Origin of the sequence: Burkholderia sp. 572, assembly GCF_040545135.1 — a bacterium.
GTDB lineage: Bacteria > Pseudomonadota > Gammaproteobacteria > Burkholderiales > Burkholderiaceae > Burkholderia > Burkholderia cepacia.
Genome location: NZ_JBEPLH010000004.1, coordinates 430,116 through 454,965, shown reverse-complemented (window position 1 = coordinate 454,965; position 24,850 = coordinate 430,116). Strand labels below are relative to the sequence as shown.

At 68.4% G+C, this 24,850-nt stretch carries 21 protein-coding genes; 15 read left to right on the top strand and 6 right to left on the bottom strand.

Annotated elements, in window-relative coordinates:
• Positions 1–26: 26 nt before the first annotated feature.
• The 5 genes from ABIC51_RS10750 to ABIC51_RS10730 all read right to left on the bottom strand — a co-directional run bounded on the left by ABIC51_RS10750 (position 27) and on the right by ABIC51_RS10730 (position 6,379).
• Positions 27–521, bottom strand: a complete 495-nt coding sequence (locus ABIC51_RS10750) for a heme-degrading domain-containing protein (RefSeq protein ID WP_059497814.1) — start codon at positions 519–521, stop codon at positions 27–29.
• A gap of 82 nt (positions 522–603) precedes the next feature.
• Entirely contained in the window at positions 604–1,422 is an 819-nt protein-coding gene (gene iolB, locus ABIC51_RS10745; RefSeq protein WP_175901725.1) for a 5-deoxy-glucuronate isomerase, read from the bottom strand.
• Between the two features lie 43 nt (positions 1,423–1,465).
• On the bottom strand, positions 1,466–2,395 hold the full coding sequence (gene iolE, locus ABIC51_RS10740; RefSeq protein ID WP_059699022.1) for a myo-inosose-2 dehydratase: 930 nt from the start codon (positions 2,393–2,395) through the stop codon (positions 1,466–1,468).
• A gap of 61 nt (positions 2,396–2,456) precedes the next feature.
• On the bottom strand, positions 2,457–4,340 hold the full coding sequence (gene iolD / locus ABIC51_RS10735; protein ID WP_175901716.1) for a 3D-(3,5/4)-trihydroxycyclohexane-1,2-dione acylhydrolase (decyclizing): 1,884 nt from the start codon (positions 4,338–4,340) through the stop codon (positions 2,457–2,459).
• An 80-nt stretch (positions 4,341–4,420) separates the two neighbouring features.
• A complete protein-coding gene (locus ABIC51_RS10730) occupies positions 4,421–6,379 on the bottom strand; it encodes a bifunctional 5-dehydro-2-deoxygluconokinase/5-dehydro-2-deoxyphosphogluconate aldolase (protein WP_175901714.1) in 1,959 nt (652 codons plus the stop codon).
• A gap of 315 nt (positions 6,380–6,694) precedes the next feature.
• Here ABIC51_RS10730 and ABIC51_RS10725 point away from each other — a divergent pair, with 315 nt between their 5' ends.
• The 8 genes from ABIC51_RS10725 (at position 6,695) to ABIC51_RS10690 (ending at position 15,811) form a co-directional block, all read left to right on the top strand.
• On the top strand, positions 6,695–7,621 hold the full coding sequence (locus ABIC51_RS10725; RefSeq protein ID WP_027787741.1) for a sugar ABC transporter substrate-binding protein: 927 nt from the start codon (positions 6,695–6,697) through the stop codon (positions 7,619–7,621).
• Between the two features lie 68 nt (positions 7,622–7,689).
• The gene (locus tag ABIC51_RS10720; RefSeq protein ID WP_124818922.1) at positions 7,690–9,273 is read left to right on the top strand and encodes a sugar ABC transporter ATP-binding protein; all 1,584 of its coding nucleotides are present in this window, start codon (positions 7,690–7,692) and stop codon (positions 9,271–9,273) included.
• 27 nt (positions 9,274–9,300) lie between these two features.
• Complete coding sequence (locus ABIC51_RS10715; protein ID WP_021162374.1) at positions 9,301–10,326, top strand: ABC transporter permease; 1,026 nt, start codon at positions 9,301–9,303, stop codon at positions 10,324–10,326.
• A 75-nt stretch (positions 10,327–10,401) separates the two neighbouring features.
• The gene (locus tag ABIC51_RS10710) at positions 10,402–11,313 is read left to right on the top strand and encodes a sugar phosphate isomerase/epimerase family protein (RefSeq protein WP_049096986.1); all 912 of its coding nucleotides are present in this window, start codon (positions 10,402–10,404) and stop codon (positions 11,311–11,313) included.
• A gap of 59 nt (positions 11,314–11,372) precedes the next feature.
• Positions 11,373–12,386, top strand: coding sequence for a bifunctional inositol 2-dehydrogenase/D-chiro-inositol 1-dehydrogenase (gene iolG, locus ABIC51_RS10705; RefSeq protein ID WP_021162372.1), 1,014 nt, complete (start codon positions 11,373–11,375; stop codon positions 12,384–12,386).
• 36 nt (positions 12,387–12,422) lie between these two features.
• Positions 12,423–13,349 (top strand): TIM barrel protein, encoded by a 927-nt coding sequence (locus ABIC51_RS10700; RefSeq protein WP_175854843.1) that lies wholly within the window; start codon positions 12,423–12,425, stop codon positions 13,347–13,349.
• A 56-nt stretch (positions 13,350–13,405) separates the two neighbouring features.
• The gene (locus tag ABIC51_RS10695) at positions 13,406–14,578 is read left to right on the top strand and encodes a Gfo/Idh/MocA family protein (protein WP_027787737.1); all 1,173 of its coding nucleotides are present in this window, start codon (positions 13,406–13,408) and stop codon (positions 14,576–14,578) included.
• 348 nt (positions 14,579–14,926) lie between these two features.
• Positions 14,927–15,811: a MurR/RpiR family transcriptional regulator gene (locus tag ABIC51_RS10690; protein WP_021162369.1), complete on the top strand. Its 885-nt coding sequence runs from the start codon at positions 14,927–14,929 to the stop codon at positions 15,809–15,811.
• 79 nt (positions 15,812–15,890) lie between these two features.
• Here the strand turns inward: ABIC51_RS10690 and ABIC51_RS10685 are convergent, their stop codons facing one another.
• Complete coding sequence (locus ABIC51_RS10685; RefSeq protein ID WP_354006474.1) at positions 15,891–17,411, bottom strand: CoA-acylating methylmalonate-semialdehyde dehydrogenase; 1,521 nt, start codon at positions 17,409–17,411, stop codon at positions 15,891–15,893.
• Between the two features lie 113 nt (positions 17,412–17,524).
• Here ABIC51_RS10685 and ABIC51_RS10680 point away from each other — a divergent pair, with 113 nt between their 5' ends.
• The 7 genes from ABIC51_RS10680 (at position 17,525) to ABIC51_RS10650 (ending at position 24,806) form a co-directional block, all read left to right on the top strand.
• A complete protein-coding gene (locus tag ABIC51_RS10680) occupies positions 17,525–18,460 on the top strand; it encodes a LysR family transcriptional regulator (RefSeq protein WP_027787735.1) in 936 nt (311 codons plus the stop codon).
• Positions 18,461–18,577: 117 nt separating this feature from the next.
• Entirely contained in the window at positions 18,578–18,805 is a 228-nt protein-coding gene (locus ABIC51_RS10675; protein ID WP_006402122.1) for a sulfurtransferase TusA family protein, read from the top strand.
• Between the two features lie 196 nt (positions 18,806–19,001).
• Positions 19,002–19,424: a hypothetical protein gene (locus ABIC51_RS10670; protein ID WP_027787733.1), complete on the top strand. Its 423-nt coding sequence runs from the start codon at positions 19,002–19,004 to the stop codon at positions 19,422–19,424.
• 269 nt (positions 19,425–19,693) lie between these two features.
• The gene (locus tag ABIC51_RS10665) at positions 19,694–20,398 is read left to right on the top strand and encodes a response regulator transcription factor (protein WP_006490421.1); all 705 of its coding nucleotides are present in this window, start codon (positions 19,694–19,696) and stop codon (positions 20,396–20,398) included.
• Entirely contained in the window at positions 20,395–21,756 is a 1,362-nt protein-coding gene (locus ABIC51_RS10660; RefSeq protein ID WP_027787732.1) for a FecR family protein, read from the top strand. Before ABIC51_RS10665 ends, ABIC51_RS10660 begins: the two co-directional genes overlap by 4 nt.
• A gap of 10 nt (positions 21,757–21,766) precedes the next feature.
• Positions 21,767–24,154 carry a CHASE2 domain-containing protein gene (locus tag ABIC51_RS10655; protein WP_059699037.1) on the top strand — a complete coding sequence of 796 codons (2,388 nt, stop codon included), beginning with the start codon at positions 21,767–21,769 and terminating at the stop codon, positions 24,152–24,154.
• A gap of 37 nt (positions 24,155–24,191) precedes the next feature.
• Entirely contained in the window at positions 24,192–24,806 is a 615-nt protein-coding gene (locus ABIC51_RS10650; protein WP_175900125.1) for a DUF4136 domain-containing protein, read from the top strand.
• The last annotated feature ends 44 nt before the right edge of the window (positions 24,807–24,850 follow it).

The following is a 24,850-nucleotide window of genomic DNA, read 5'->3' as shown; positions in this document are numbered from 1 at the left end:
TTGCGCCGGTCGTGCCGCCCTTGTCGTTACGCGTGCGGCGCGAGCGCGTAACGGCCGACGTGCCACTGCAGGCTCTCGACGACGAGCGCGTGATTGTGTTCCGAGTCGAGCCCCGCGATCGTCATCGCGCCGACGATGCCGGCCCCGGCGACACGCAACGGCACGCCGCCGCCGTCGAGCGCGTAGTCGTCATCCGACAGCCCCTGCGACTGCAGCGACCAGCCGGCGCGTCGAAAGCGCTCGCCGACCGCGAGTGAGCTGAGGCCGAAGCGCAACACCGTGTTCTGTCGCCGGCGGATCGCGTCGCTGTCGTTCGCGTGGCTGCCGTCGAGCGCGCAGTAGAACAGCGGCGCCTGCTCGCCGACGATGCTCACCGCGATCGGCAGCCCGCGGCGCGACGCGAGGTTGACCGCGATCTCGCCCATCCGGCGGGCAAGCGCCGCATCGAAGCGCGGCAGCGCCGGGTTCGACGCGTCGTCGTCGAACGGGTGGGGATCGAGGCGAAAGAGGGTCGTCACCATGGCGGCTCCGTGGCGTTCCCGGCTCTGGGTGCGCGTGCCGGGCATCGCATCGTCACGGGCCGCGCGCGGGCCCGTCTTCCATTCAGCGCTTCGGCGCCGCGTCGAGCATCCATTCGTGCGCGGGGTCGTTCCTGAACGCCCACGCGCGGCTCGGCCCGGCCATCACGTTCAGGTAGTACAGGTTGTAGCCGTGCGGCGCGACCACCGGATGGTAGCCGCGCGGCACCATCACGACGTCGTGGTTCTCGACCGCGCACGCTTCGTCGAGGCTGCGGTCGTCCGTGTACACGCGCTGGAACGCGAAACCCTGCGGCGGATCGATCCGGTGATAGTAGGTTTCCTCGAGCGAGGTTTCGTCGGGCGCTGCGTCGCGGTCGTGCTTGTGCGGCGGATAGCTGCTCGAATGGCTCGCCGGCGTGACGACCTCGACGACGAGGAGGCGCTCGGCCGCCGGGTTGTCGCCCATCAGGATGTCGCACACGTAGCGCGTGTTGGTGCCTTGGCCGCGTACCGAGCGGCGCATCCGTTCGCCGTCGAGGCGTTGCACGGGCTTGTCGCCGCTCGCGTACGGCGCGGTGCACAGCGCGATTTCCGCATCGCGCGTCGCGACCAGCGTGACCGTCTTGCCGCCCGGCACGTACAGCGCATCGGGCGATACGTCCTCGAATACGCTGTCGCGCTTGCCGAGCGCATCGTAGGACGTGCCGTCGACTTCCGCGCGCACCGTGCCCGTGAGCACGACGACGCACAGTTCCCGCGTGCCCGTGTCGAGCGTTTCGGTGTCGCCGGCCTTCAGGCGCAGCGCGCGAAAGCCGACGTGCTTCCAGCCGGCCGATTCCGGCGTGACGTTGCAGATTTCGCGGTCGGCAGAGGCTTTGACCAGCAGGGGAGAAATCGTCATGGGGTGGGGCTCCGCAATGGGGTGACAGCGGGGGGGACACGGCTCACGCGCTCAACCGGTCGACGATCGCGCGCAGCGATTCGTAGCCCTTCTTCGCATACGCATAGCTCGGCGCGACGGCCGGATCCTGCTCGGCCTCGACGACGAGCCAGCCTTCGTAGCCGGCATCCTTCAGCGTGCGCAGCGTCGCCTCGTAGTCGAGCGCGCCGTCGCCGGGCACCGTGAAGGTGCCGTTGATCACGCCGTTCAGGAAGCTCCAGCCGTCGTTGCGCGCCTGCGTGACGACCTGCGGCCGCACGTCCTTGCAATGCACGTGGACCACGCGCGATACGTGTTTCTTCAACAGCGTCACCGGGTCGGCCGCGCCGCCGAAATACGCGTGGCCGGTATCGAACAGCAGGAACACCTTCGCCGGATCGGTCAGCGCCATCAGCCGGTCGACGTCGTCGGGCGATTCGACGTATGCGCCCATGTGGTGATGGTAGGCGAGCTTGATGCCGTAGGTCGCGAGCAGGTGCGCGCCGAATGCGTCGAGGCGTGCCGCGTAGCGCCGCCATGCGTCTTCGTCGACGAAGCGCGGCCGCTTCGCGACCGGCGTGTCGATGTTGCCCTGGATCGTGCCCGCGCATTCGCCGTACACGACCACGTTCACGTCGTTGTACTGCAGCTTCGTCATGTGCGCGCGGCAGCGCTCGATCTCCGCGGCGACCGCATCGGCGTCGCTCATGCCCGGCGCGACTTCCGCGAGGAAGCCCGAATACCAGCCCGACACGCACACGAGCCCGAACCCGGCGAGTTTCGCCTTCAGCTCGGGGCCCGTCTTCGGAAACTTGTTGCCGAGCTCGAAGCCCGCATAGCCGATTTCGGCGCCTTCCTTCAGCGCCGTTTCGAGCGGCGTCTCGCCGCCGAGCGACGGCAGGTCGTCGTTCATCCACGACAGGGGATTGATACCGATGCGGACGTTCCAGCTCATGACGGGCTTCCTTGGTTCGAATGTGTTTTTCGCGGGGAGGGTGCGTGGGCAGCGTGCGTCATCAGCGCCGCTGCCGGGTCTTCGCGTCGAGATACGCGCGGTGCGCGTCCTCGACGCCGGCGCGTTCGGACACCTGCGGCACGGCGACTTCCCACCATGCGCCGCCGTCGTCGGTCGTGCGCCGGTGCGTGGTGTCGATCACGAGCACCTGGCTCTTCTTCGCTCCGCGGGCGCGCTTCATTTCACTGCGCAGTTCGCCGATATCGCGCACGTGCACGGCTTCGGCGCCCATCGCGCGCGCATGCATCGCGAAGTCGATGGTCGAGCGTTCGCCGCCTTCGGGCACGCAATCGTCGAGCATGTTGTTGAAGCTCGCGCCGCCGCAATTGAGTTGTAGCCGCTCGATGCAGCCGTAGCCGCGGTTGTCGAGGATCACGACGACGATCTTGCGGCCGAGCATCACGGAGGTCGCGAGTTCCGCGTTGAGCATCATGTACGAGCCGTCGCCGACGATCACGATCACTTCGCGCTCGGGCCGCGCGAGCTTCGCGCCGAGGCCGCCCGCGACCTCGTAGCCCATGCACGAGTACGCGTAGTCCATGTGGTAGTTGCCCGGCACGCCGCTGCGCCACAGCTTGTGCAGTTCGGCCGGCAGCGTGCCGGCCGCGCACACCACGAGGTCGTCGCGCGCGCTGTCGCGCCCCGCGTCGGCCGCGGAGTCGCGCACCGCGCCGATCACTTCCGCGTCGTAGGGCAGCGTGTCGTTCGGCACGCGCGTCGTGAGTTCGGTCACGCGTGCGTTCCATGCGGCGGCCTGGTCGCGGTTGCTGGCCGTCCATGCCGGATCGGCATGCCAGCCGGCCAGCGCGGCCGACAGCTGGCCGAGGCCCGTGCGTGCGTCGGCGACGAGTTGCCGGCCGCGTTTCTTGCCCGCGTCGAACGGCTGCACGTTCAGGCTCAGCAGCGTCGCGGCGCCGTAGAGCGCATGCGAGCCGGTCGTGAAGTCCTGCAGCCGCGTGCCGACCGCGAACACCACGTCGGCCTGCGCGGCCGCGCGGTTCGCGGCGGGCGAGCCCGTCACGCCGATCGAGCCGAGGTTCAGCGGGTGGTCCCACGCGAGGCTGCCCTTGCCGGCCTGCGATTCCGCGACCGGCACGCCATGCGTATCGGCGAACGCACGCAGCGCGTCCCACGCCTGGCTGTACAGCACGCCGCCGCCCGCGACGATCAGCGGCTTCTTCGCGGCCTTCAGCACGTCGAGCGCATCGGCGAGCTCGAGCGCGTCGGCCGGCGGCCGGCGCATCCGGATCACCGGCGGCGCGAAGAAATCCTCGGGCCAGTCGTACGCGAAGGTCTGCACGTCCTGCGGCAGCGCGAGGCACACGGGGCCGCACTGCGCGGGGTCGGTCATCACCTGGATCGCACGCGGCAGCGCGACGAGCAGCTGCTCGGGCGACGTGATCCGGTCGAAGTAGCGCGTCACCGGCCGGAAGCAGTCGTTCGCGCTGACGTCGCCCTGTTCGAAATCCTCGACTTGTTGCAGCACCGGGTCGGGCAGGCGCGACACGAACACGTCGCCGGGCAGCAGCAGCAGCGGCAGGCGGCCGACGTGCGCGAGCGCGGCGGAGGTCAGCATGTTGGTCGCGCCCGGGCCGATGCTCGACGTCGCGGCCATCATCCGCTGGCGGAAGTTCGCTTTCGCGAACGCGATCGCCGCGTTCGCCATCCCTTGCTCGTTGTGCGCGCGGAACGTCGGCAGCCGGTCTTTTTCGGCGTGCAGCGCCTCGCCGAGCCCGGCCACGTTGCCGTGGCCGAAGATCGCGAACACGCCGCCGCAGTAGGGCAGGATCTCGACGCGGCCGTCGGGCTGGACGACTTCGGCGCGCAGGGCGGCCAGGTAGCGCACGAGCGCCTGGCTGACGGTCAGTCTTACGGTAGAGGTCATGTCGGTCGGTGAAGAGGATTCGGGTGGATCATCGCGGGCGTCGCTTCGTGTCGCGTCACGTCACGTCACGTCATGTCATGTCACGCCGCGGCGGCGCGGGCGGCCGCCGCACGGCGGCCGAGCCACGCATCCACGAGCTGCGCGAAGTTGCCGGCCACTTCATCGATCAGCGCCTGGTCGTCGATCCGGCCGGCGAACCAGTTCAGCGACGCATCGGCCCACAGCGTGCGCCCGACCATGAAGCCCTTGACGATCGGGTTGGTCGCCGAGCGGAAGCTGTCGACGAGGTATTGCAGCGGCTGGTTCAGCCCGAGGATCACCGCGCCGCGGCAGTGCGGGTCGCGCTCGGCGATCAGCGCGGCGAGCCGTGCCCAGCCGTCGGCGCTCAGCGGCGTGAGCTTCCACCATTCGGGTTTCACGCCGAGGTTGTAGAAGCGCGCGATCGTGCGCAGCACCGCGTCGTCCTCGGTGCCGGCCGGCGTGACCGCGCGCGGCGGAATCATTTCCAGCAGCAGTTCGTTGCCGCTGGCGCGCGTGGCTTCCCATAGTTCCAGCACGCGCTGCTCCTGTTCGACGCGCAGGTCGACCTGGTCGTCCGGATGATAGTGAACGAGGCACTTCACGACCTGTTCGGTCGGCCAGTGCGTCAGCGACGAGCCGACCGAGCGCGTTTCGTCGAAGCGCAGCGGCCGGGAGCCCGGCAGCTCGACCGGGCGGCCGACCCACCAGCCGCGCCCGGTGGCCGACGCCAGCGCGTCGCTGCCGTAGCCGCCGCCGTCGATCAGCACGCCGACGTGGCCTTCGATCCGGCGATCGCGCTCGACCTGCTCGACCGCGCGCACGAGCAGGCGCTTCAGCGTCCTGATCCGCGCTTCGTCGGCGCCGGCCTGCACCGCGAGTTCGTAGAACTGGCTGCGATGATCGAACGCCATCACGCACAGGTCGTCCCATTCGCGGCGCGGCACCGTCACGCGATGCAGGTGCGCGAGCGTGTGATCGGCATCGACCACCGGATTGCGGTTGCCGTCGAACCAGTGCGCAAGCTCGGCCGGCGTCGGCATCGCCGCGGAGCACGCGTGGCGCGATACGACGATCGCGCCGCACGCGTTCGCGATGCGCGTCGACTCGGCCCAGTCGCGGCCGCGCAGCAGCCCCGACAGCAGGCCCGACAGGAACGCGTCGCCCGCGCCGAGCACGTTGAGCACCTCGACGCGTTCGCCGAGGAAGGTCGGCGCATCGTCGATGCGGGCGGGAATGTCGCCCTCGATCACGCAGCAGCCGAGCGCGCCGCGCTTGACGACCAGCGTCGCGTTCGTGATGGCGCGCACCGCCTGCAACGACCCGATCAGGTCATGCGGCACGCCGCCCGCGATCAGGAATTCCTCCTCGGTGCCGACCAGCAGGTCGAATTCGCCGAGCACCTGCTGCAGCTGACGCGTCACCTGCGCGTCCGGCACGTAGCGGTTCTCGCCCGCGCCGCGCGCGGTCAGGCCCCACAGTACGGGCCGGTAGTCGATGTCGAGAATCCGCACGACGCCATGGCGGCGCGCATAACCGAGCGCGGTCAGCGACGCCTCGCGCGTGCCCGGCGTCGACAGATGCGTGCCGGTGATCGCGAGCGCGCGGCAGCCGGCGATGAAGTCCTCGCTGATCTCGTCGGCGCGCACGGCCATGTCCGCGCAGTTCTCGCGCACGAACAGCAGCGGGAACGTGTCGCGATCCTTCAGCCCGAGCAGCACCAGCGCGGTGAGGCGTTCGCGGTCGGTCTGCAGCTGGCTCGTGTCGCAGCCTTCGCGCTCGAGCGTCTCGCGCAGGAAGCGGCCCATCTGCTCGTCGCCGACGCGCGAGATCATCGCGGTCTTCAGCCCGAGCCGCGCCACGCCGAACGCGACGTTGCCGGACGAGCCGCCGAGATACATCTGGAAGCTGCGCGCGTCTTCGAGGCGGCTGCCGTACTGCTGCGCATAGAGATCCACGGCCACGCGGCCGAGGCAGGCGAGATCGATGGGGCGGTCACTCGGAAAGTTCAGCAGGCTCATATCACGTGTCACGCTCGCGGCCGGCGTTCGGCAATGCCGGCGGATTAGGGGGCCGATCCTGTCGCGACCGTCCGCACCGTGTATTGCACGACGCGGGATTGCCTGCCGCAAGGAATCGGGCTACGGACGCAGTCTAGACTTTTTGGAAATCCAGTTCCCTAGGTGAAATCACGTAGAAATAAATTTCCAAATTTTCGAGGAAGTGATCTACAGTTTCATCCGGATGCTTCAGTCCGTATCGGATTCGATCGGACTCGGCCCGGCGGCGCGCAACGCGCCGTCTTCCGCCCCCGGAGATGAGGAGACAGATTGATCATGAAGACCAAGCTGATGGCCGTCGCGGCCGCCGCGATCCTGGCTGCGCCGCTCGCGCATGCCGAGAAGATCGGCGTGACGATGGCGTCGTTCGACGACACGTTCCTGACCATCCTGCGCAACAGCATCGCCGATTCGGCGAAGAAGGACGGCGCGACGGTGCAGATCGAGGACGGCGGCAACGACGTCGGCAAGCAGTTGAGCCAGGTCCAGAACATGATTGCGCAGAAGGTCGACGCGATCATCGTGAACGCGGTCGATACCGACGCGACGCCGAAGATCACGAAGATGGTGACGGCCGCGAAGATTCCGCTCGTCTACGTGAACCGCAAGCCGGTCGATTTCGACAAGCTGCCGGCCGGCGTCGCGGTCGTCGCGTCCGACGAGAAGCAGTCGGGCACGCTGCAGGCGCGCCAGGTGTGCAAGCTGCTCGGCGGCAAGGGCGACCTCCTCGTGCTGATGGGCGAGCTGTCCAACGAATCGGCGCGCGCCCGCACGAAAGACATCGAGGACGTGATCGCGACGAAGGATTGCGCGGGCATGAAGATCGTCGACAAGCGCGAGGGCAAGTGGAGCCGCACGCAGGGCCAGGACATCACGATGAACTGGCTGAGCTCCGGCACGAAGTACGACGCGATCATCTCCAACAACGACGAGATGGCGATCGGCGCGATCAATGCGCTGAAGGCCGCGCGCAAGTGGACGCCGAAGACGATCGTCGCCGGCATCGACGCGACGCCCGACGGGCTCGCCTCGATGAAGAGCGGCGAGCTGAAGGTGTCGGTGTACCAGAACGCGTCCGGGCAGGGGCAGCAGGCCGTCGCGGCCGCGCTCAAGCTCGCGAAGAAGCAGCCCGTCGACCGCTACGTAAACGTGCCGTTCGAGCTCGTGACGCCCGAGAACATGAGCCAGTACGCGAAGCACTGACCGGTGATCCGTTGAACTGCGCGTGCCCGGCATGACCGGGCACGCGCGCGACTCGTCGAGGAACGTCCATGTTTACAGCCAGGATCGCGCGCCCGATGGCCGGCGACGATGCGTCGGCCGGTGCGTCGGGTTTGTCCGGCTCGTCGGCCCCGCCGGCTTCTTCCGCGGCCGACTGCGTGCTCGAGGTGCGCGGTGTCGGCAAGTCCTTTCCGGGCGTCGTCGCGCTCGACGGCGTGCAGTTCCGCGTGCGTCGCGGCACCGTCCATGCACTGATGGGCGAGAACGGCGCGGGCAAGTCGACGCTGATGAAGATCATCGCGGGCGTCTACACGCCCGACCAGGGCGAAATCCTGATCAACGGCGAGCCGGTCGTGCTGAACGGCCCGCTCGATGCGCTCGACCGCGGCATCGCGATGATTCACCAGGAACTCAACCTGATGCCGTACATGACGGTCGCGGAGAACATCTGGATCCGCCGCGAACCGAAGAACCGCTTCGGCCTGATCGATCACGCGGCGCTGCGCCGTCAGACGGCCGCGCTGTTCGAGCGGCTGTCGATCGACATCGATCCGGAAACCGACGTGCGCACGCTGACGGTCGCGAGCCGCCAGATGGTCGAGATCGCGAAGGCCGTGTCGTTCGACTCGGACGTGCTGATCATGGACGAGCCGACTTCCGCGCTGACCGACAAGGAAGTCACGCACCTGTTCCGGATCATTCGCCAGCTGCGCGAGCAGGGCAAGGGCATCGTCTACATCACGCACAAGATGAACGAGCTGTTCGAGATCGCCGACGAGTTCTCGGTGTTCCGCGACGGCAAGTACATCGGCACGCATGCGTCGAGCGACGTCACGCGCGACGACATCATCCGCATGATGGTCGGGCGCGAGATCACGCAGATGTTCCCGAAGGAGGAGGTGCCGATCGGCGACGTCGTGCTGTCGGTGAAGAACCTCGGCGTCGACGGCGTGTTCCGCGACGTGAGCTTCGAGCTGCGCGCGGGCGAGATCCTCGGCGTGGCGGGCCTCGTCGGCTCGGGGCGCTCGAACGTCGCGGAGGCGCTGTTCGGCGTCGTGCCGGCCACGTCGGGCGAGATCCGGATCGACGGCAAGCCGGTGCGGATCGCGACACCCGCGCAGGCGATGAAGCACGGGATGGCCTTCCTCACCGAGGATCGCAAGGACACCGGCTGCTTCCTGAATCTCGACCTGCTCGCGAACATGGAAGCGGCGGTGCTCAGCAACCGCTACGTGAAGTTCAATTTCGTGCGGCAGGCGCAGTTGAAGCGCGACTGCGAGGAAATGAGCCGGATGCTGCGCGTGAAGTCGCCCGGGCTGCACGAGGAGATCCAGAACCTGTCGGGCGGCAACCAGCAGAAGGTGCTGATCGGCCGGTGGCTGCTCACGCAGCCGCGCATCCTGATCCTCGACGAACCGACGCGCGGCATCGACGTCGGCGCGAAGGCCGAGATTCACCGGCTCGTCAGCGCGCTCGCCGGCAAGGGCGTCGCGGTGCTGATGATCTCGTCGGAAATGCCGGAAGTGCTGGGAATGAGCGATCGCGTGATGGTGATGCACGAAGGGCGCATGACCGGCATCGTCGATCGCAAGGACGCCGACCAGGTCCGCATCATGGATCTCGCGTCGCGCTGAGCCGAAACAAGACTGGAGACAAATGAAATGGGCAACCTGAATCCGGCTGCGGATGCGCAGACCATGACGATCAAGGCGCGGCACATGAAGTGGCCGCCCGAACTGAGCATTTTCCTCGTGCTCGTCGGCATCAGCCTGTTCTTCGAGATCGTCGGCTGGATCGTCGTCGGCCAGAGCTTCCTGTTCAATACCGAGCGGCTCGAGATCATCGTGCTGCAGATGGCCGTGATCGGCATCATCGCGGTCGGCGTGAACCTCGTGATCATCACCAGCGGGATCGACCTGTCGTCGGGCTCGGTCGTGGCCGCCGCGGCGGTCGTGTCGGCAAGCCTCGCGCAGGTGTCCGACTTCCCGCGCGCGGTGTTCCCGCACCTGACCGACCTGCCGATCATCTGGCCCGTGCTGGCCGGCGTGTGCGTCGGGCTGCTGGTCGGCCTGCTGAACGGCTCGCTGATCGCGATGACCGGCATCCCGCCGTTCATCGCGACGCTCGGCACGATGGTCGCCGCGCGCGGGTTCGCGAAGTGGTTCACCAACGGGATGCCCGTGTCGATGCTGACCGACCAGTTCGCGGCCATCGGCGCAGGCGCCAATCCGGTGATCATCTTCCTCGTGATCGCCGCGATCTTCCACGTCGTGCTGCGCTACACGCGCTTCGGCAAGTACACGTACGCGATCGGCGCGAACCGTCACGCGGCGGTCGTGTCGGGCATCAACGTCACGCGCCACCTGATCTTCGTCTACGCGATCGCGGGCCTGCTGAGCGGGATCGCCGGCACCGTGACCGCCGCGCGCGCGATCTCGGGCCAGTCGGGCATGGGCGTGATGTACGAACTCGACGCGATCGCGGCCGTCGTGATCGGCGGCACGTCGCTGTCGGGCGGGCTCGGCCGCGTGACGGGCACCGTGATCGGCGTGCTGATCCTCGGCGTGATGACGTCGGGCTTCACGTTCATCCGCATCGACGCGTATTACCAGGAGATGGTCAAGGGCGCGATCATCGTCGCGGCCGTGATCGCCGACCAGTACCGCAACAAGAAGAAGCGCCGCTGACCGTCATGCATCGCCGGACGGGGGCGGCACGTGCCGCCGCGTTCGTCCCGAACCCGCTATCGCCGAGGACTTTCGATGAAGATCGCGCTGGACCCCTACATGATTCGCCACCTGCCGCTCGACCGCCTGCCGCACGCGGTGGCCGAGCTCGGCTACGACCAGATCGAGCTGTCGCCGCGCAGCGACTTTCTCGACTGGTGGGTGATGCCGCGCGCGACGCGCGAGCGGATGGCCGCTTTCCGGCAGGCGATGCGCGCGAGCGGCGTCGGCCTTGCGTCGCTGCAGCCGATGTACCGCTGGGCGAGCCCGTTCGAGGACGAGCGGTTATGGGCCGTGCGCTGCTGGAAGAAGGCGATCGAGGTGGCGGTCGAGATGGAGTGCGCGCTGATGGTGTCGGAGTTCGGGCGCGGCGCGTCGCCCGAGCGCTCGGTCGGCGAACGGCCGGGCGCGAACCCGAAGGAGCTGTGCGAAGCCGCGTGGTTCCGTTCGATGGACGAGCTGCTGCCGATCCTCGAGCGCGAACGCATCGTGCTGTCGGTCGAGCCGCATCCGGAGGACTGGATCGAGCAGCTGCAGCCGGCGATCGACATCGTCACGAACATCGGCTCGCCGTCGCTGAAGCTGTCGTACATCGCGCCGCACACGTTCTACTACGGCGACGACATGGCCGCGATGATCGCGCAGGCCGCGCCGATCCTCGCGCACGTGCGCGTGGCCGACACCTTCGACCACCGCAAGAGCAGCCAGCTGCGCTACATCGTGAACCCGCCCGGTTCGAACCAGATCCGCGTGCACCAGCATCTCGACATCGGGCAGGGCGAGATCGACTGGGACGTGTTCTTCCGCGCGCTCGGCGCGGCAGGCTTCGACGGCGTGATGTCGTCGTGCGTGTTCGCGTGGGAGGACCGCGCGGAAGCGTCGTCGCGCTACATGCGCGACACGATCCGGCGCTACGTCGATCGTTTTTTCGATCGCACCGCGCGCTGACCTGTTGCTGGCCGGTGCGGCGGGTGTCGCACCGCAGATGAACGACTGGAGACTGTTAGATGACCTTGCAAATCGGCGTGATCGGCTGCGGCGCGATCGGCCAGGACCACATCCGCAGACTGACCCGCACGCTGTCCGGCGCGCGTGTCGTGGCCGTCAACGACATCGATCCGCAGCAGGCGCGCGACGCGGTGACGAAGTACGGGCTCGATGCCGAGATCTACGCCGACGGCCACGAGGTGGTCGCGGCCGCCGACGTGCAGGCCGTGCTCGTCACGTCGTGGGGGCCGACGCACGAAGCGTTCGTGCTCGACGCGATCGCGCACGGCAAGCCCGTGTTCTGCGAGAAGCCGCTCGCCGTCACGGCGGAAGGCTGCATGCGGATCGTCGAAGCGGAAGTCGCGCACGGCAAGCGGCTCGTGCAGGTCGGCTTCATGCGTCCGTACGACGAAGGCTATCGCGCGCTCAAGCGCGTGATCGACAGCGGCGAGATCGGCGCGCCCTTGATGCTGCATTGCGCGCACCGCAACCAGTCGGTCGGCGAGCGTTACACGACCGACATGGCGATCACCGACACGCTGATTCACGAACTCGACGTGCTGCGCTGGCTGCTCGGCGAGGACTACGTGAGCACGCAGGTCGTCTATCCGAAGAAGACGCGCCATGCATCGTCGCATCTCGCCGATCCGCAGATCGTGTTGCTGGAAACCGCGAGCGGCGTGCGCATCGACGTCGAGATCTTCGTGAACTGCCAGTACGGCTACGACATCCAGTGCGAGGTGGTCGGCGAGCAGGGCATCGCGAAGCTGCCCGATCCGCCGGCGGTGGGGCTCAAGCATGCGGCGCGGCAGTCGGTCGAGATCATGACTGACTGGAAGGAGCGCTTCATCGCATCGTACGACGTCGAGCTGCAGGCGTTCATCGACGGCGTGCGCGCGCACGCGCTCACCGGGCCGTCGGCCTGGGACGGCTACGCGGCGGCGGTCGCGGCCGACGCATGCGTGCGTGCGCAAAAGAGCGGGGCGGTCGAATCGATCGCGATGGCCGAACGCCCCGCGTTCTATCGCGGCTGAACCGCAGCCGCCTACCTACCTGCCGGACTGACCGACATGACGATGAAGATGGGTTGCGCACCGTGCTGCTGGGGTGTCGACGACGTGAAGAACCCGCACCTGCCGCCGTGGCGGCAGGTGCTCGCCGAGGCCGCGCAGGCCGGCTACTCGGGCATCGAGCTCGGGCCGTACGGCTACATCCCGCTCGAACTCGACGTGGTGAGCGCCGAGCTCGAGCGGCAGCGCCTGAGCATCACCGCCGGTACGATCTTCGACGATCTCGTGGCGCCGGAGAACCTGCCGAACCTGTTGCGCCAGACGCGCGAGATCTGCGCGCTGATCACGCGGCTGCCGAAACTGCCGACGCAGGACGGCCAGCGCTACGCGGCGCCGTACCTGGTCGTGATCGACTGGGGGCATGAAGAACGCGACTACGCGGCCGGCCACGCCGATCGCGCGCCGCGGCTGTCCGGCGCACGCTGGGCCGGCATGGTCGAGCACATCCGGCAGATCGCGACGATCGCGCGCGACGAATTCGGCGTGCGCACGGTGATCCATCCGCATGCGGGCGGCTACATCGAATTCGCGGACGAGATCGACCGGATCGTCGCCGACATTCCGGCCGACACGGCCGGCCTCTGTCTGGATACCGGCCACCTGCATTACTCGGGCATGGACCCGGAAGCCTGGCTGCGCCGCCATGCGGCGCGCCTCGACTATGTGCACTTCAAGGATATCGACGCGGCCGTGTACGACGCGGTGATGGGCGAGCACATCGCGTTCTTCGCCGCGTGCGCGCGCGGCGTGATGTGCCCGATCGGCACCGGCGTGCTCGACTACCGGGCGATCCGCCGCGCGCTCGACGACATCGGTTACGCCGGGTACATCACGATCGAACAGGAGCGCGACCCGCGCAATGCCGGCACGAGCCTGCGCGACGTCGCCGCGAGCCGCGCGTTTCTCGCGTCGGCCGGCTTCGCATGATCCACCGCGCGTTGCACCCCTGAACACCCTGAACACGGACCAGGAACATCACCATCATGATTGACGGACAGATTCTGCTTGGACATTCGATTCGCTGGGGCATGGTCGGCGGCGGGCTCGGCAGCCAGATCGGCTACAGCCACCGGTCGGCCGCGTTGCGCGACGGCAGCTTCCAGCTGGTCGCCGGTGCGTTCGACATCGATCCCGAACGCGGCCGCCAGTTCGGCGTGAAGCTCGGCGTCGCCGCCGAGCGCTGCTATCCCGACTACGCGACGATGTTCGACGCCGAGGCGCGCCGCCCGGACGGCATCCGCGCGGTGTCGATCGCGACACCGAACAACACGCACTTCGAGATCTGCCGCGCCGCGCTGAACGCGGGGCTGCACGTGGTCTGCGAGAAGCCGCTGTGCTTCACGACCGAGGAGGCCGAGGCGCTGCAGCGGCTGTCGGTCGAGAAGAACCGGATCGTCGGCGTCGCGTACGGCTATTCCGGACACCAGATGATCGAACAGGCGCGCGAGATGATCGCGCGCGGCGATCTCGGCGAGATCCGCATCGTGCAGATGCAGTTCGCACACGGGTTCCACAGCGAGGGCGTCGAGGCCGCGAGCGCGGCCGCGCGCTGGCGCGTCGACCCGAAGTTCGCGGGCCCGAGTTACGTGCTCGGCGACATCGGCACGCATCCGCTGTACATCTCCGAAGTGATGGCGCCCGAGCTGAAGATCCGGCGGCTGATGTGCTCGCGGCAGAGCTTCGTGAAGAGCCGCGCGCCGCTCGAGGACAACGCGTTCACGATCATGGAGTACGACACGGGCGCGGTCGGTTACGTGTGGTCGAGCGCGGTGAACGCGGGCTCGATGCACGGCCAGAAGGTGAGGGTGATCGGCGCGAAGGCGAGCGTCGAATGGTGGGACGAGCATCCGAACCAGTTGCGCTACGAAGTGCAGGGGCAGCCCGCCCAGGTGCTCGATCGCGGGATGGGTTATCTGCATCCGCACGCATTGCGCGAAGATCGCATCGGTGCCGGGCATCCGGAGGGGCTGTTCGAGGCCTGGTCGAATCTCTATGCGCGCTTCGCGCTTGCGATGGATGCGGCCGATCGCGGCGACGCCGCGGCGTTGAAGAGCATTCGCTTTCCGGATGTCCATGCGGGCGTGGAAGGCGTGCGCTGGGTGGAGAACTGCGTGCGCTCCGCCGATGCGGGCGGGGTGTGGGTCGACTATCGCTGAACCGGCGGCGCGGGCAGGCTGCGGGGCAGGCGGCTGCCTGCCGCATGTCTCCGCTTCTGTCGCTTTTGCCGTTTCTCGCTGTTTCTCGCCGCTTCTCGCCGCTTCTCGCCGATGGCCGGCTTGGTAGACGCCCTAATCTTTACGACGCCGCGCGAGCGTTGGACAATCGCTTCCAGTATCGCCGTGGAGCGTAGGCAAGTGATGATCGAGCGCGTGGGAGCGAGCACGTGGCGCGGGCCGCGCCGCAAACGTGATTAAATTCGCCCTTCATGCATGTGTTCAGGTGAGCCCCGGGCCGCGTCCGTCAGTGTCGTGCGCGCATCGGGGCCGTCAACTTCGCGCTATCCGATGAGTTCATCCGAGAAACCTCCCGCCACCGTCGAGCAGTTCCTGCAGCACCTGACGCAGGAGTACGACGGCCTCAGCAATCGCCTGAAGGTGATTGCGCGCCACGTGGAAACGCATCGGGACCAGCTTGGCCTGGAAGGCATCCAGTCGCTCGCGGAGGCGTGCGGCGTCCAGCCGTCGGCCGTGGTGCGCTTCGCGAAGCATTTCGGCTTTTCCGGCTTCTCCGAGATGCAGCGGCTGTTCCGCGAAGGGCTCGCGCAGCAGATCGCGCCGGGGCGCGCGTACAACCTGCGACTGCGCGACGTGATCGAGTCGGGCTCGTCGAGCCTGCAGCCCGAACAGATCGCCGACGAATTCATCAAGGGCAGCATTGCCGGCATGCAGCAGCTGCGGCAGACGCTCGATTCGCAGGCGCTCGCGCAGGCCGTCGACCTGCTCGCCGAAACCCAGGCGATCTGGATCGCGGGCTCGCGGCGCGCGTTTCCGATCGCCGTGTACCTCGACTACGCGCTGCAGCACACCGACAAGCGCATCGGGCTGTTCAGCGCGCTGGGCAGCATGCATCTCGGGCAGATCCGGTCGGTGCGCGAGGGCGACGTGATGATCGTCATCTCGTTCATGCCGTATGCGGAGGAAACCGTGCAGGTCGCACAGCAGGCCGTGCAGCGCGGCGCGCGGCTGATCGCGATCACCGACAGCCGGATGAGCCCGCTTGCACGGGAGGCCGAGGTGACGCTGATGGTGCAGGACAGCGAGACGTTCGGCTTCCGCGCGCTGACGGCCACGATGGGCCTCGCGCAGAGCCTGTTCGTCGCGCTCGCGTATCGGCTCGAACTATCGTACCTGCCGACCGCCGACGGCGCACACGGCACGAAGGCCGGCTGACGTCGCCTGCCGGTATACCGGCGCGGGAGCGACCGGCAACCGGCGGCCAGCGACCGGCCGTCGGTGTGCCTTCAGGCGATTACTTCGCGGTCGGCATCGCGAATTCGGCACCCTTGCCGATGCTCGACGACCAGCGCTGCATCACCGACTTCTGGCGCGTGTAGAAGCGCACGCCTTCCTCGCCGTAGGCGTGCATGTCGCCGAACAGGCTCTTCTTCCAGCCGCCGAAGCCATGCCACGCCATCGGCACCGGAATCGGCACGTTGATGCCGACCATCCCGACCTGGATGCGCCGCGCGAATTCGCGCGCGATGCCGCCGTCGCTCGTGAAGCACGACACGCCGTTGCCGAACTCGTGCGCGTTGATCAGGTCGACCGCCTCGCCGAAGTCCTTCACGCGCACGCAGCCGAGCACGGGCCCGAAGATTTCTTCCTTGTAGATGCGCATGTCGGGGGTCACGTGGTCGAACAGCGTGCCGCCGGTGAAGAAGCCTGCCTCGCGGCCCGGCACGCGCAGCCCGCGGCCGTCGACCACCAGTTGCGCGCCTTCGTTCACGCCTTGCTCGATATAGCCTTCGATGCGCTTGAGTGCATCGCCGGTGACGATCGGGCCCATCTCGACTTCCGGCGACATCCCGTCGCCGATCACGAGCTTGCGGGCGCGCTCGGCCACCAGCGGCACGATCTTGTCCGCGACGTCGCCGACCAGCACCGCGACGCTGATCGCCATGCAGCGTTCGCCGGCCGAGCCGTACGCGGCGCCGATCAGCGCGTCGACGGCCTGCTCGAGGTTCGCATCGGGCATCACGACCAGATGGTTCTTCGCGCCGCCGAGGGCCTGCACGCGCTTGCCCGACTGCACCGCGCGTTGCTGCACGTAGGCCGCGATCGGGGTCGAGCCGACGAAGCTGACGGCCTGCACGTCCGGGTGGTCGAGCAGCGCGTCGACCGCCCCCTTGTCGCCCTGGACGACGTTGAACACGCCGGCCGGCAACCCGGCCTGCGTGAGCAGGTCGGCGATGAACAAGGCCGCCGACGGGTCGCGCTCGCTCGGCTTCAGCACGAACGTGTTGCCCGTCGCGATCGCGACCGGGAACATCCAGCACGGCACCATGCACGGGAAGTTGAACGGCGTGACGCCCGCGACGACGCCGAGCGGCTGGCGCATCGTCCAGTTGTCGATGCCGGTGCTGACCTGGTCGGTGAAGTCGCCTTTCAGGAGCTGCGGCACCCCGCACGCGAATTCGATGATGTCGATACCGCGTGCGACTTCGCCCTGCGCGTCGGAGAACACCTTGCCGTGCTCGGCCGTGATGATCGCCGCGAGCGCGTCGCGGTGCTCGTTCATCAGTTGCAGGAAGCGATGCAGGACGCGCGCGCGGCGGATCGGCGGCGTCGCGGCCCACTCGGGGAACGCGGCATGGGCCGACGCGACGGCCTGCTGCACTTCGCTGTCGTCGGCGAGCGCGACGCGGCGCACCGCGCGGCCGAGCGCCGGATTGAGCACGTCCTGGAAGCGGCCGCTGCGGCCGGAGACGGGCGCGCCGTCGACATAGTGGCCGACGTCGGCGTCGGAGGTGTACGCGGGAACCGGATTCATCGTGTCTCCTGAGGGATCGGGTAGGGTGGACGGCACCCAGTCTAGGCAAACGCGCCGGGCGGGAGAAGGCCGCGCAGCTTGATTCACTGTTCAGAATTCTGAATAATCGGCGGATGAATCAGCAAAATGTCCAGGCCCTCTGGCCGCATATCCATTCGCTGACGGTGCTGGCCGCGGCCGGCAGTTTCACGGCCGCCGCGCAGCGGCTCGGCATCAGCAAGGCCGCGATGAGCCAGCGTATCGCCGATCTCGAAAAAGCGGCCGGCGTGCCGCTCGTGCGGCGCACGACGCGCAGCGTGCGGCTCACCGACGCGGGCCAGACGCTCGTCGACAGCACGCGCGACGCGTTCGAGTCGATCGGGCAGCACTTCGCGCGCGTGAAGGACCTGGCCGGGGAGCCGCGCGGCCTGCTGCGCGTGACGGTGCCGGTCGCGCTCGGGCGCCAGCAGGTCGTGCCGCACCTGCCCGATTTCCTGCGGCGGCATCCGGGCGTGCATATCGAGCTCGACCTGTCGGACCGGCTGCATTCGCTGACGCAGGAGGGTTTCGACCTCGCGATCCGCCATACGACCACCGCGCCGCAGACCCACGTCGCGTGGAAGCTGTGCGACACGCGTTCGCTGCTCGTCGCGAGCCGCGACTACCTCGACGCGCGCGGCGCGCCGAGGCACCCGAGCGAACTCGTCGAGCACAGCTGCCTGTGCTACCTGCGCGAGCACGAGCCGGCCGCGTGGAGCTTCGAGCCCGACGGCCGGCGGCGCCAGCGCGTGAGCGTGCCGGTGCGCGGCAGTTTCGCGGCGAACAACAGCGAGGCGATGCGCGAAGCCGCGCTCGGCGGGCTCGGCATCGCGCTGCTGCCGGATTTCAGCGCGCAGCGCGATCTCGACGCCGGCCGGCTCGTCGCGTTGCTCGACGGCTGGCGGCCGTCGGGCGCATTCGGCGACCACATCTTCGCGATCCGCCCGTACAGCCCGGTCGTGCCGAGCGCGGTGCGCGCGCTCGTGCGGCACCTGCGGGAACGGCTCGCGGGCGGTTTCTCCGGCGCGTGAACCCGGTGCCCGCGGGTGCCGGGCCTTGGCCTGCCCGGGCAGGCGCGGCGGCGCTGCGGTAAAATCGCGGCTTCTTCCCGCGCCGCGTGTGGCGCGACATTCGAAGGTCGACAACCGATGCAGATTCACAAGGAAGTGGACGCGCGCGGGCTCAATTGCCCGTTGCCGATCCTGCGTGCCAAGAAAGCGCTTGCCGATATGGAAAGCGGGCAAATCCTCAAGGTGCTCGCGACCGATCCGGGTTCGCAGCGCGATTTCGCCGCGTTCGCGAAGCAGACGGGCAACGAGATCGTCGAATCGACGACGCAGGACAAGACCTTCGTGTTCCTGATGCGCCGCCGCTGAAGGCCGGCGTCATGCTGCCGGCCGCGCCTGGCGCCAGGCCGCGCTTTTCTGACAATTCTTAAACCTCGTTTCGTGACCGGCTGCGTATACTGACCCGGCCGGTCGTCCGCTCCCAGCGGATGCGCCGGCCACGGTACGTCTTACGGCGGGCACGGGGGCCATGCCTGACGCTACCGTCGTACAACGGGGAGAGGACATGTCCTTCAGACCAGGGACCATTCGAAGTCCGTCCGGAGCGGAACGCAGCGTATCGGGACTGAGCCGTATCGAGCTTGATCCGCAGCAGGATCGTCACGCGCGTGCGGCGCTGGAGGCTTACGCGGATTCGGCCGCGGCCGAGATGCCGTGGCTGGCCGAGTGGCTCGACGAACGGCTGCGCGACGCCGCGCTGGACGACGGCTCGGGCCTGACCTACTGCGGTGCGACGATCGAGCGCGTGTTCGATCTGGCGCAGGCGTGGGCGGCGAGCCAGCCGGACTACGCGGCCGCCGCGTGGGAGCGCGTGCGCGGCCAGCTGCAGCGGATGCTTGTACAACCGGCGCATGCGGAACCGCTGTCGCAGCACGTGCCGGCCGACGATGTTGTCGAGCCGGTGGCCGGCATCGCGGGCGCCGACTAGACGCCCGATTGCGCGACAGGAAGCATTATTCGAAGAAAAGACGGTAGTCCGCGCAATTTATTGGCGAATTTCATACTACTATGATGAAATCGCCGGTTCGTCCGTGCCCCGTTTTTGAGATATTTAGCCGGGGTCGCCGGTTTGCGCAGGTGGCGCGAGCGGCGAACGACGGCTCGCCGGCCGGTATCCGGAAGCCGCGCATGTTCTGCGCGGCCGGGGTGGGGGCGGGGAGCTGAACTGGACGAATCGATTTCGATTTGCGGGGTGCTATGAGAATTGCTGTACTGGATGACGATCCGGCCCAGACGGATTTCGTCAGTCAAACGCTGACGGCCGTCGGCCATACGTGCTATGCGTTCAAGGAAGGCAAGGCCCTGAAGAAGCGCCTGCAGCGCGAGACGTTCGATCTGCTGGTGCTCGACTGGAACGTGCCCGACATGTCCGGCGAGGAAGTGCTGAAGTGGGTGCGTGCGAATCAGACCGAGCACAGCCTGCCGATCATCTTCATGACGAGCCGTGACGACGAGGCGGGGATCACGCAGATCCTCAACGCCGGCGCCGACGATTACGTGGTCAAGCCCGTGTCGGGCCCGATCCTGCGTGCGCGCATCGGCTCGTTGCTGCGCCGCGCGTATCCGGTCAACGCCGAGGCAACCGTTCGCGAGTTCGACCAGTTCCGCTTCGACGTGAACCTGAAGCAGGCCTACGTCGGCGACAAGGCCGTGAGCCTCACGCAGAAGGAATTCGAGCTCGCGCTGCTGCTGTTCCAGCACCTCGACCGGCCGCTGTCGCGCGCGCACATTCTCGATCTCGTGTGGAAGCAGGCGACCGACATCCCGTCGCGCACGATGGATACGCACATCTCGATGCTGCGTACCAAGCTCGGCTTGCGGCCCGAAAACGGCTATCGCCTCGCGCCGATCTACGGCTACGGCTACCGGCTCGAGCGGGTCGGCCAGGGAGAACCGGAGTGACCACGGGAATCACGCAGCACACGGCGAACCTGCGGACGGCGGCGCTGCGTGTGTCCTGCGCGGTCGCGTTTGCGTTCGCCGCGCAGCATGCGGCCGCGCAGCCGCCTGCTGCGGCGGGCAAGATGGTCGTCTACCGCACGCAGGCGGGCGACACGCTGTACGACGTCGCCGCGCGCTACCTGCAGGGCGCGGACGACTGGCAGTTGCTTCAGCAGATCAACGGCGTACCCGCGCCGAAGCACCTGCAGCCCGGCATCGCGCTGAAGCTGCCGGTGGCGCGTCTGCGCAAGGAAAAACTGACCGCGCGCGTCGTTGCGGTACAGGGGACGGCCGAACGCGCGTCCGGCGACGCTTACGCGCCGCTCGCGAACGATGCGACGCTTGCCGAGGGCGATCGCGTGCGCACGGGCCCGAACGGCTTCGTGACGCTCGAGCTCGCCGACGGCACGCACATGAGCCTGCCGCCCGACAGCCAGCTCGACCTGAAGGCGCTGCGCCGCACGGTGCTGACCGGCACGCTCGATCGCGAGTTCGAACTCACGCGCGGCTCGGTCGACAGCGAGGTCACCCATCTGAAGAAACGCGACGATCGCTTCCAGATCCGTTCGCCGTCGGTCGTGGCCGGCGTGCGCGGTACGCACTTTCGCGTGAATTACGACGCGGCCGGTAGCGCGTCGACGCGCGTCGAAGTGCTCGACGGCACCGTTGGCGTCGCGGGCGATCGGCAGCCGGCCGGCCCGACGCTCGTGCATGCGAATTTCGGCAGCGTCGCGACATCGTCCGGCGCGGTCGGCGCGCCCGTCGAGCTGCTGCCCGCACCGGCGCTCGCGCATCCCGACAAGGTGCAGGACGAGCCCGACGTCACATTCGACGTCGCGCCGCTCGGCGACGCGCGTGGCTACCGCTTGCAGCTCGCGCACGACGCCGGGCTGCTCGACCTGTTCCGCGAAACGCGCACCGATTCTCCGCGGGCGGTCTTTCACGACGTGCCGAACGGGAACTACTTCGTGCGGGTCGCCGCGATCGACGCGAACGGCCTCGAGGGCCGGCCGCGCACGTATGCGTTCGAGCGCCGCGTGATGGGGCTCGACGCGAGCGCGTCGCCTGGCGCCGACGGCTACGAGTTCCGCTGGTCGCCGAACGGTTCGGGCAAGGATGCGCGCTACCGGTTCGTGCTGTCGCGCTCGAAGGACCTGAGCGCACCGGTCGTCGACCAGGTCGGCCTGCATGCGCGCCAGATCACCGTCGCGCACCTGCCGCCGGGCGACTATTTCTGGGCCGTGACCGTCGAGGAATTCGAAGGCGGCAAGTTCTACGAGAAGACCAGTCCGGTCAGCGCGTTCACGCTGTCGCGCTGATCCGCGGCGCATGAAACCCGACTCCGTTTCCCCGCGGCGGCGCCTCGGCCGCCGCTTCCTGATCGAATGGATCGCGATCGGCTGCCTCGGGATCGCGGTGATCCTCGCGTGCGCGCTGGGCCGCCTGTCGACGAGCGTCGACGGCCTGATCTACGACCGGCTGCTGATGCTGCGCAGCCTGCCGCTGTCGCCCGACGTGGTGGTCGTCGACATCGACAACCAGAGCGTGTCCGCGCTCGGCCGCTGGCCGTGGTCGCGCAACGTGCACGCGCGGCTGCTCGATACGCTCGCGCGCGCGCAGCCGGCTGCCGTCGTCTACGACGTGCTGTTTACCGAACCGTCCGCGGAGGATCGCGCGTTCGCGGACGCGATGAGCCACGTGCCGACCTTCCTGCCCGTGCTGCTGAGCCCCGAACAGGCGGACGGCACGCGCGCGGTCGATCCGCCGGTGGCCGCGCTCGCGGCGCGCGCGGTCGGCCTCGGCCACATCAACCTCGAAGTCGACCGCGACGGTATCGTACGCAGCGTCGCGCTGTTCGAAAGCGACGGCCGCGTGCGCTGGCCGCAACTGATGGTGCCCGTGTATCGCGCGATCCAGGGCGGCCGGCTGCATCCGGTCGGCGGCGTGCCCGGTGCGCATGCGCACGACCTGTCGCGCGACGCGGCGGGCGAGGGCCGCTACCTGATCCCGTTCAGCCGCAACACGCCCGCGTATCCGACGCTGTCGTTCGACGACGTGCTCGAAGGGCGCGTGAAACCCGACGCGCTGCGCGGCAAGATCGTCGTCGTCGGCGTGACGGCGTCGGGGCTGTACGACCGCTTCGCGACGCCCGTGTCCGGCGAGTTCGGGCCGCTCGCCGGTGTGTACATCCACGCCAACGTGCTCGACATGCTGGCGACCGGCAGCGCGATCTCGCCCGCGTCGCGCGCCGGGCTGTTCGCCGCGTCGCTGCTGCCGCTCGCCGTGCTGCTGGGCGGCTTCCTGATGCTGTCGCCGTGGCGCGCGCTGCTGCTCACGCTGAGCCTTGCCGGGCTCGCCGTCGTCGCGAGCATGGCGCTGCTGTTCGAAGCGCGCATCTGGCTGTCGCCGGCGCCCGCGATCTTCGGGCTGGTCGCCGTCTACCCGATCTGGAACTGGCGGCGCCTGGAAATGACGATGTCGTACCTGCGCCGCGAGCTGCAGCGGCTCGCCGACGAGCCGCACCTGCTGCCCGAGGCGCCGCGCACGCGCAGCGTCGGCGGCGACGTGCTCGAGCGGCAGATGGCGCTGATGGCGCAAGCCGCGCAGCGCGTGCAGGACATGAAGCGCTTCGTGTGGGACAGCCTCGACAGCATGCCCGAGCCGATCTTCGTGACCGACCTGGCCGGCACCGTGCTGATTGCGAACCATGCGGCCAAGCGCTACGGGTCGCGGCTCGCGCTGCCGCTGCCGGAAGGGCGGCCGCTGCGCACCGCGCTCGGCGAGCTGACGTTCATGAAGACCGTCGACGGCAACGCGGAACACGACGCGGCGATTCGCGAGCGCTGGCCGGCCGTGCTCGACCCGACGCTCGAGGACGAGCATGACGCGATGGCACGCGGCATCGAGGTGCGCGATCGCGACGGGCTCGACCATCTGTTACGCTACGCCGCTTGCACGAACGCGCAGGGCCGCGTGACGGGCTGGATCGCCGGCCTCGTCGACGTGACCGAACTGCATGCGGCCGAGCGGCATCGCGAGGAAGCGCTGCACCTGCTGTCGCACGACATGCGCTCGCCGCAGTCGTCGATCCTCGCGCTCGTCGAGATCGAGCGCGACCGCGTCGAGACCGACGCGATGCGCGGGCTGCTCGCGCGGATCGAGCGCTATGCGCACCGCGCGCTGTCGCTCGCCGACGAGTTCGTGCAGCTGGCGCGCGCGGAGTCGCAGGCGTACCAGCTCGAGGCGACGAGCCTCGTCGACGTGCTGATCGACGCGAGCGACGAGGTATGGCCGCAGGCGCAGGCGAAGCACATCCGCATCGACACCGACGTCGGCACCGACATGTGCTGGGTGCGCGCGGACCGCTCGCTGATCACGCGCGCGTTCGTGAACCTGCTGAACAACGCAGTCAAATACAGTCCGTCCGATACCGTGATCACGTGTACGCTGGCGGTCGAGCATGCGTCGAAACGGATGTTCTGTACGATTCGCGATCAGGGGTACGGCATTGCGCCGGAAGATCAGCGGCATCTGTTCGAGCGTTTCAAGCGGTTCCATGCCGGCGAGCGGCCCGAAATCTCGGGTTCCGGGCTCGGCATGGCATTCGTGAAGACGGTCGTCACGCGCCATGGGGGCAGCGTGTCGGTCGACAGCGAGGTGGGTGTCGGCACCGCGGTGACGGTGTCGCTGCCCGCGATCGACGAGCCGTCCGCCTGATAGGGCCGGGCACGACGGCAGGTATTTGGGGAAAGCCATGAGAAAGGAATGGGCAGCGGCCGCGCTGGCGGCGTCGCTGTTGACGGGTTGCGCCGGCGTGACGAGCGGCGTGAGTGCGGTCGGGCAGCCGAACGCGTTCGCATCCGATGCACACGGCTACGATTTCGTGCGGACGGCCGCGCAGGCCAACGATGCCGAATACCGGCAGATCGAGACGCTCGTGCGCGACGAACTCGCGCACCGCGGCTTCGATGCGAAACCGCTCAAGGACGCGCGCTACCGGCTGTCGGTCGCCTACGCGACGCAGCCGACGGCGGTCGCGGCCGTCGCCGACCAGTGCGGTGCGGCGAGCAGCGCGTGCGTGACCGTCGACGGGCCGTCGCCGCTCGCGCTGCCGTTCGCCGGGAAGGTATACCGCCACGTGTTGACGCTGCGGTTCGTCGACGCGAAGTCGGGGGCCGACGTCTATCGCGTGACGGCGTCGCTGCGCGATCGCGAGCCGGGCGCGCAGCAGGCCGCGCCGGCGCTCGTGAAGAGCGCGCTCGCGAAGATGCCATTCGACGCGGGCAACGGCTGGCTCGTCAAGACGAAAAAAGACGACGCGGGCGGGATGCCGGGCGTCGTCTCGGTGAAGCCGGCCGAAGCGCGCTGAGCGCCGGCCGGTGAGGTGAGGGCGGGCTCGCCGGAGTGAGCCCT

Bases quoted from the DNA above. Each gene is read 5' to 3' on its own strand.
- ABIC51_RS10715 (WP_021162374.1), top strand. From the start codon at position 9,301: ATGGGCAACCTGAATCCGGCTGCGGATGCGCAGACCATGACGATCAAG.
- ABIC51_RS10685 (WP_354006474.1), bottom strand. From the start codon at position 17,411: ATGAATCCGGTTCCCGCGTACACCTCCGACGCCGACGTCGGCCACTAT.
- ABIC51_RS10675 (WP_006402122.1), top strand. From the start codon at position 18,578: ATGCAGATTCACAAGGAAGTGGACGCGCGCGGGCTCAATTGCCCGTTG.
- ABIC51_RS10680 (WP_027787735.1), top strand. From the start codon at position 17,525: ATGAATCAGCAAAATGTCCAGGCCCTCTGGCCGCATATCCATTCGCTG.
- ABIC51_RS10650 (WP_175900125.1), top strand. From the start codon at position 24,192: ATGAGAAAGGAATGGGCAGCGGCCGCGCTGGCGGCGTCGCTGTTGACG.
- iolD (WP_175901716.1), bottom strand. From the start codon at position 4,340: ATGACCTCTACCGTAAGACTGACCGTCAGCCAGGCGCTCGTGCGCTAC.
- ABIC51_RS10670 (WP_027787733.1), top strand. From the start codon at position 19,002: ATGTCCTTCAGACCAGGGACCATTCGAAGTCCGTCCGGAGCGGAACGC.
- ABIC51_RS10725 (WP_027787741.1), top strand. From the start codon at position 6,695: ATGAAGACCAAGCTGATGGCCGTCGCGGCCGCCGCGATCCTGGCTGCG.
- iolB (WP_175901725.1), bottom strand. From the start codon at position 1,422: ATGACGATTTCTCCCCTGCTGGTCAAAGCCTCTGCCGACCGCGAAATC.
- ABIC51_RS10750 (WP_059497814.1), bottom strand. From the start codon at position 521: ATGGTGACGACCCTCTTTCGCCTCGATCCCCACCCGTTCGACGACGAC.
- ABIC51_RS10710 (WP_049096986.1), top strand. From the start codon at position 10,402: ATGAAGATCGCGCTGGACCCCTACATGATTCGCCACCTGCCGCTCGAC.
- iolG (WP_021162372.1), top strand. From the start codon at position 11,373: ATGACCTTGCAAATCGGCGTGATCGGCTGCGGCGCGATCGGCCAGGAC.
- ABIC51_RS10720 (WP_124818922.1), top strand. From the start codon at position 7,690: ATGTTTACAGCCAGGATCGCGCGCCCGATGGCCGGCGACGATGCGTCG.
- iolE (WP_059699022.1), bottom strand. From the start codon at position 2,395: ATGAGCTGGAACGTCCGCATCGGTATCAATCCCCTGTCGTGGATGAAC.
- ABIC51_RS10665 (WP_006490421.1), top strand. From the start codon at position 19,694: ATGAGAATTGCTGTACTGGATGACGATCCGGCCCAGACGGATTTCGTC.
- ABIC51_RS10690 (WP_021162369.1), top strand. From the start codon at position 14,927: ATGAGTTCATCCGAGAAACCTCCCGCCACCGTCGAGCAGTTCCTGCAG.
- ABIC51_RS10695 (WP_027787737.1), top strand. From the start codon at position 13,406: ATGATTGACGGACAGATTCTGCTTGGACATTCGATTCGCTGGGGCATG.
- ABIC51_RS10730 (WP_175901714.1), bottom strand. From the start codon at position 6,379: ATGAGCCTGCTGAACTTTCCGAGTGACCGCCCCATCGATCTCGCCTGC.
- ABIC51_RS10700 (WP_175854843.1), top strand. From the start codon at position 12,423: ATGACGATGAAGATGGGTTGCGCACCGTGCTGCTGGGGTGTCGACGAC.
- ABIC51_RS10655 (WP_059699037.1), top strand. From the start codon at position 21,767: ATGAAACCCGACTCCGTTTCCCCGCGGCGGCGCCTCGGCCGCCGCTTC.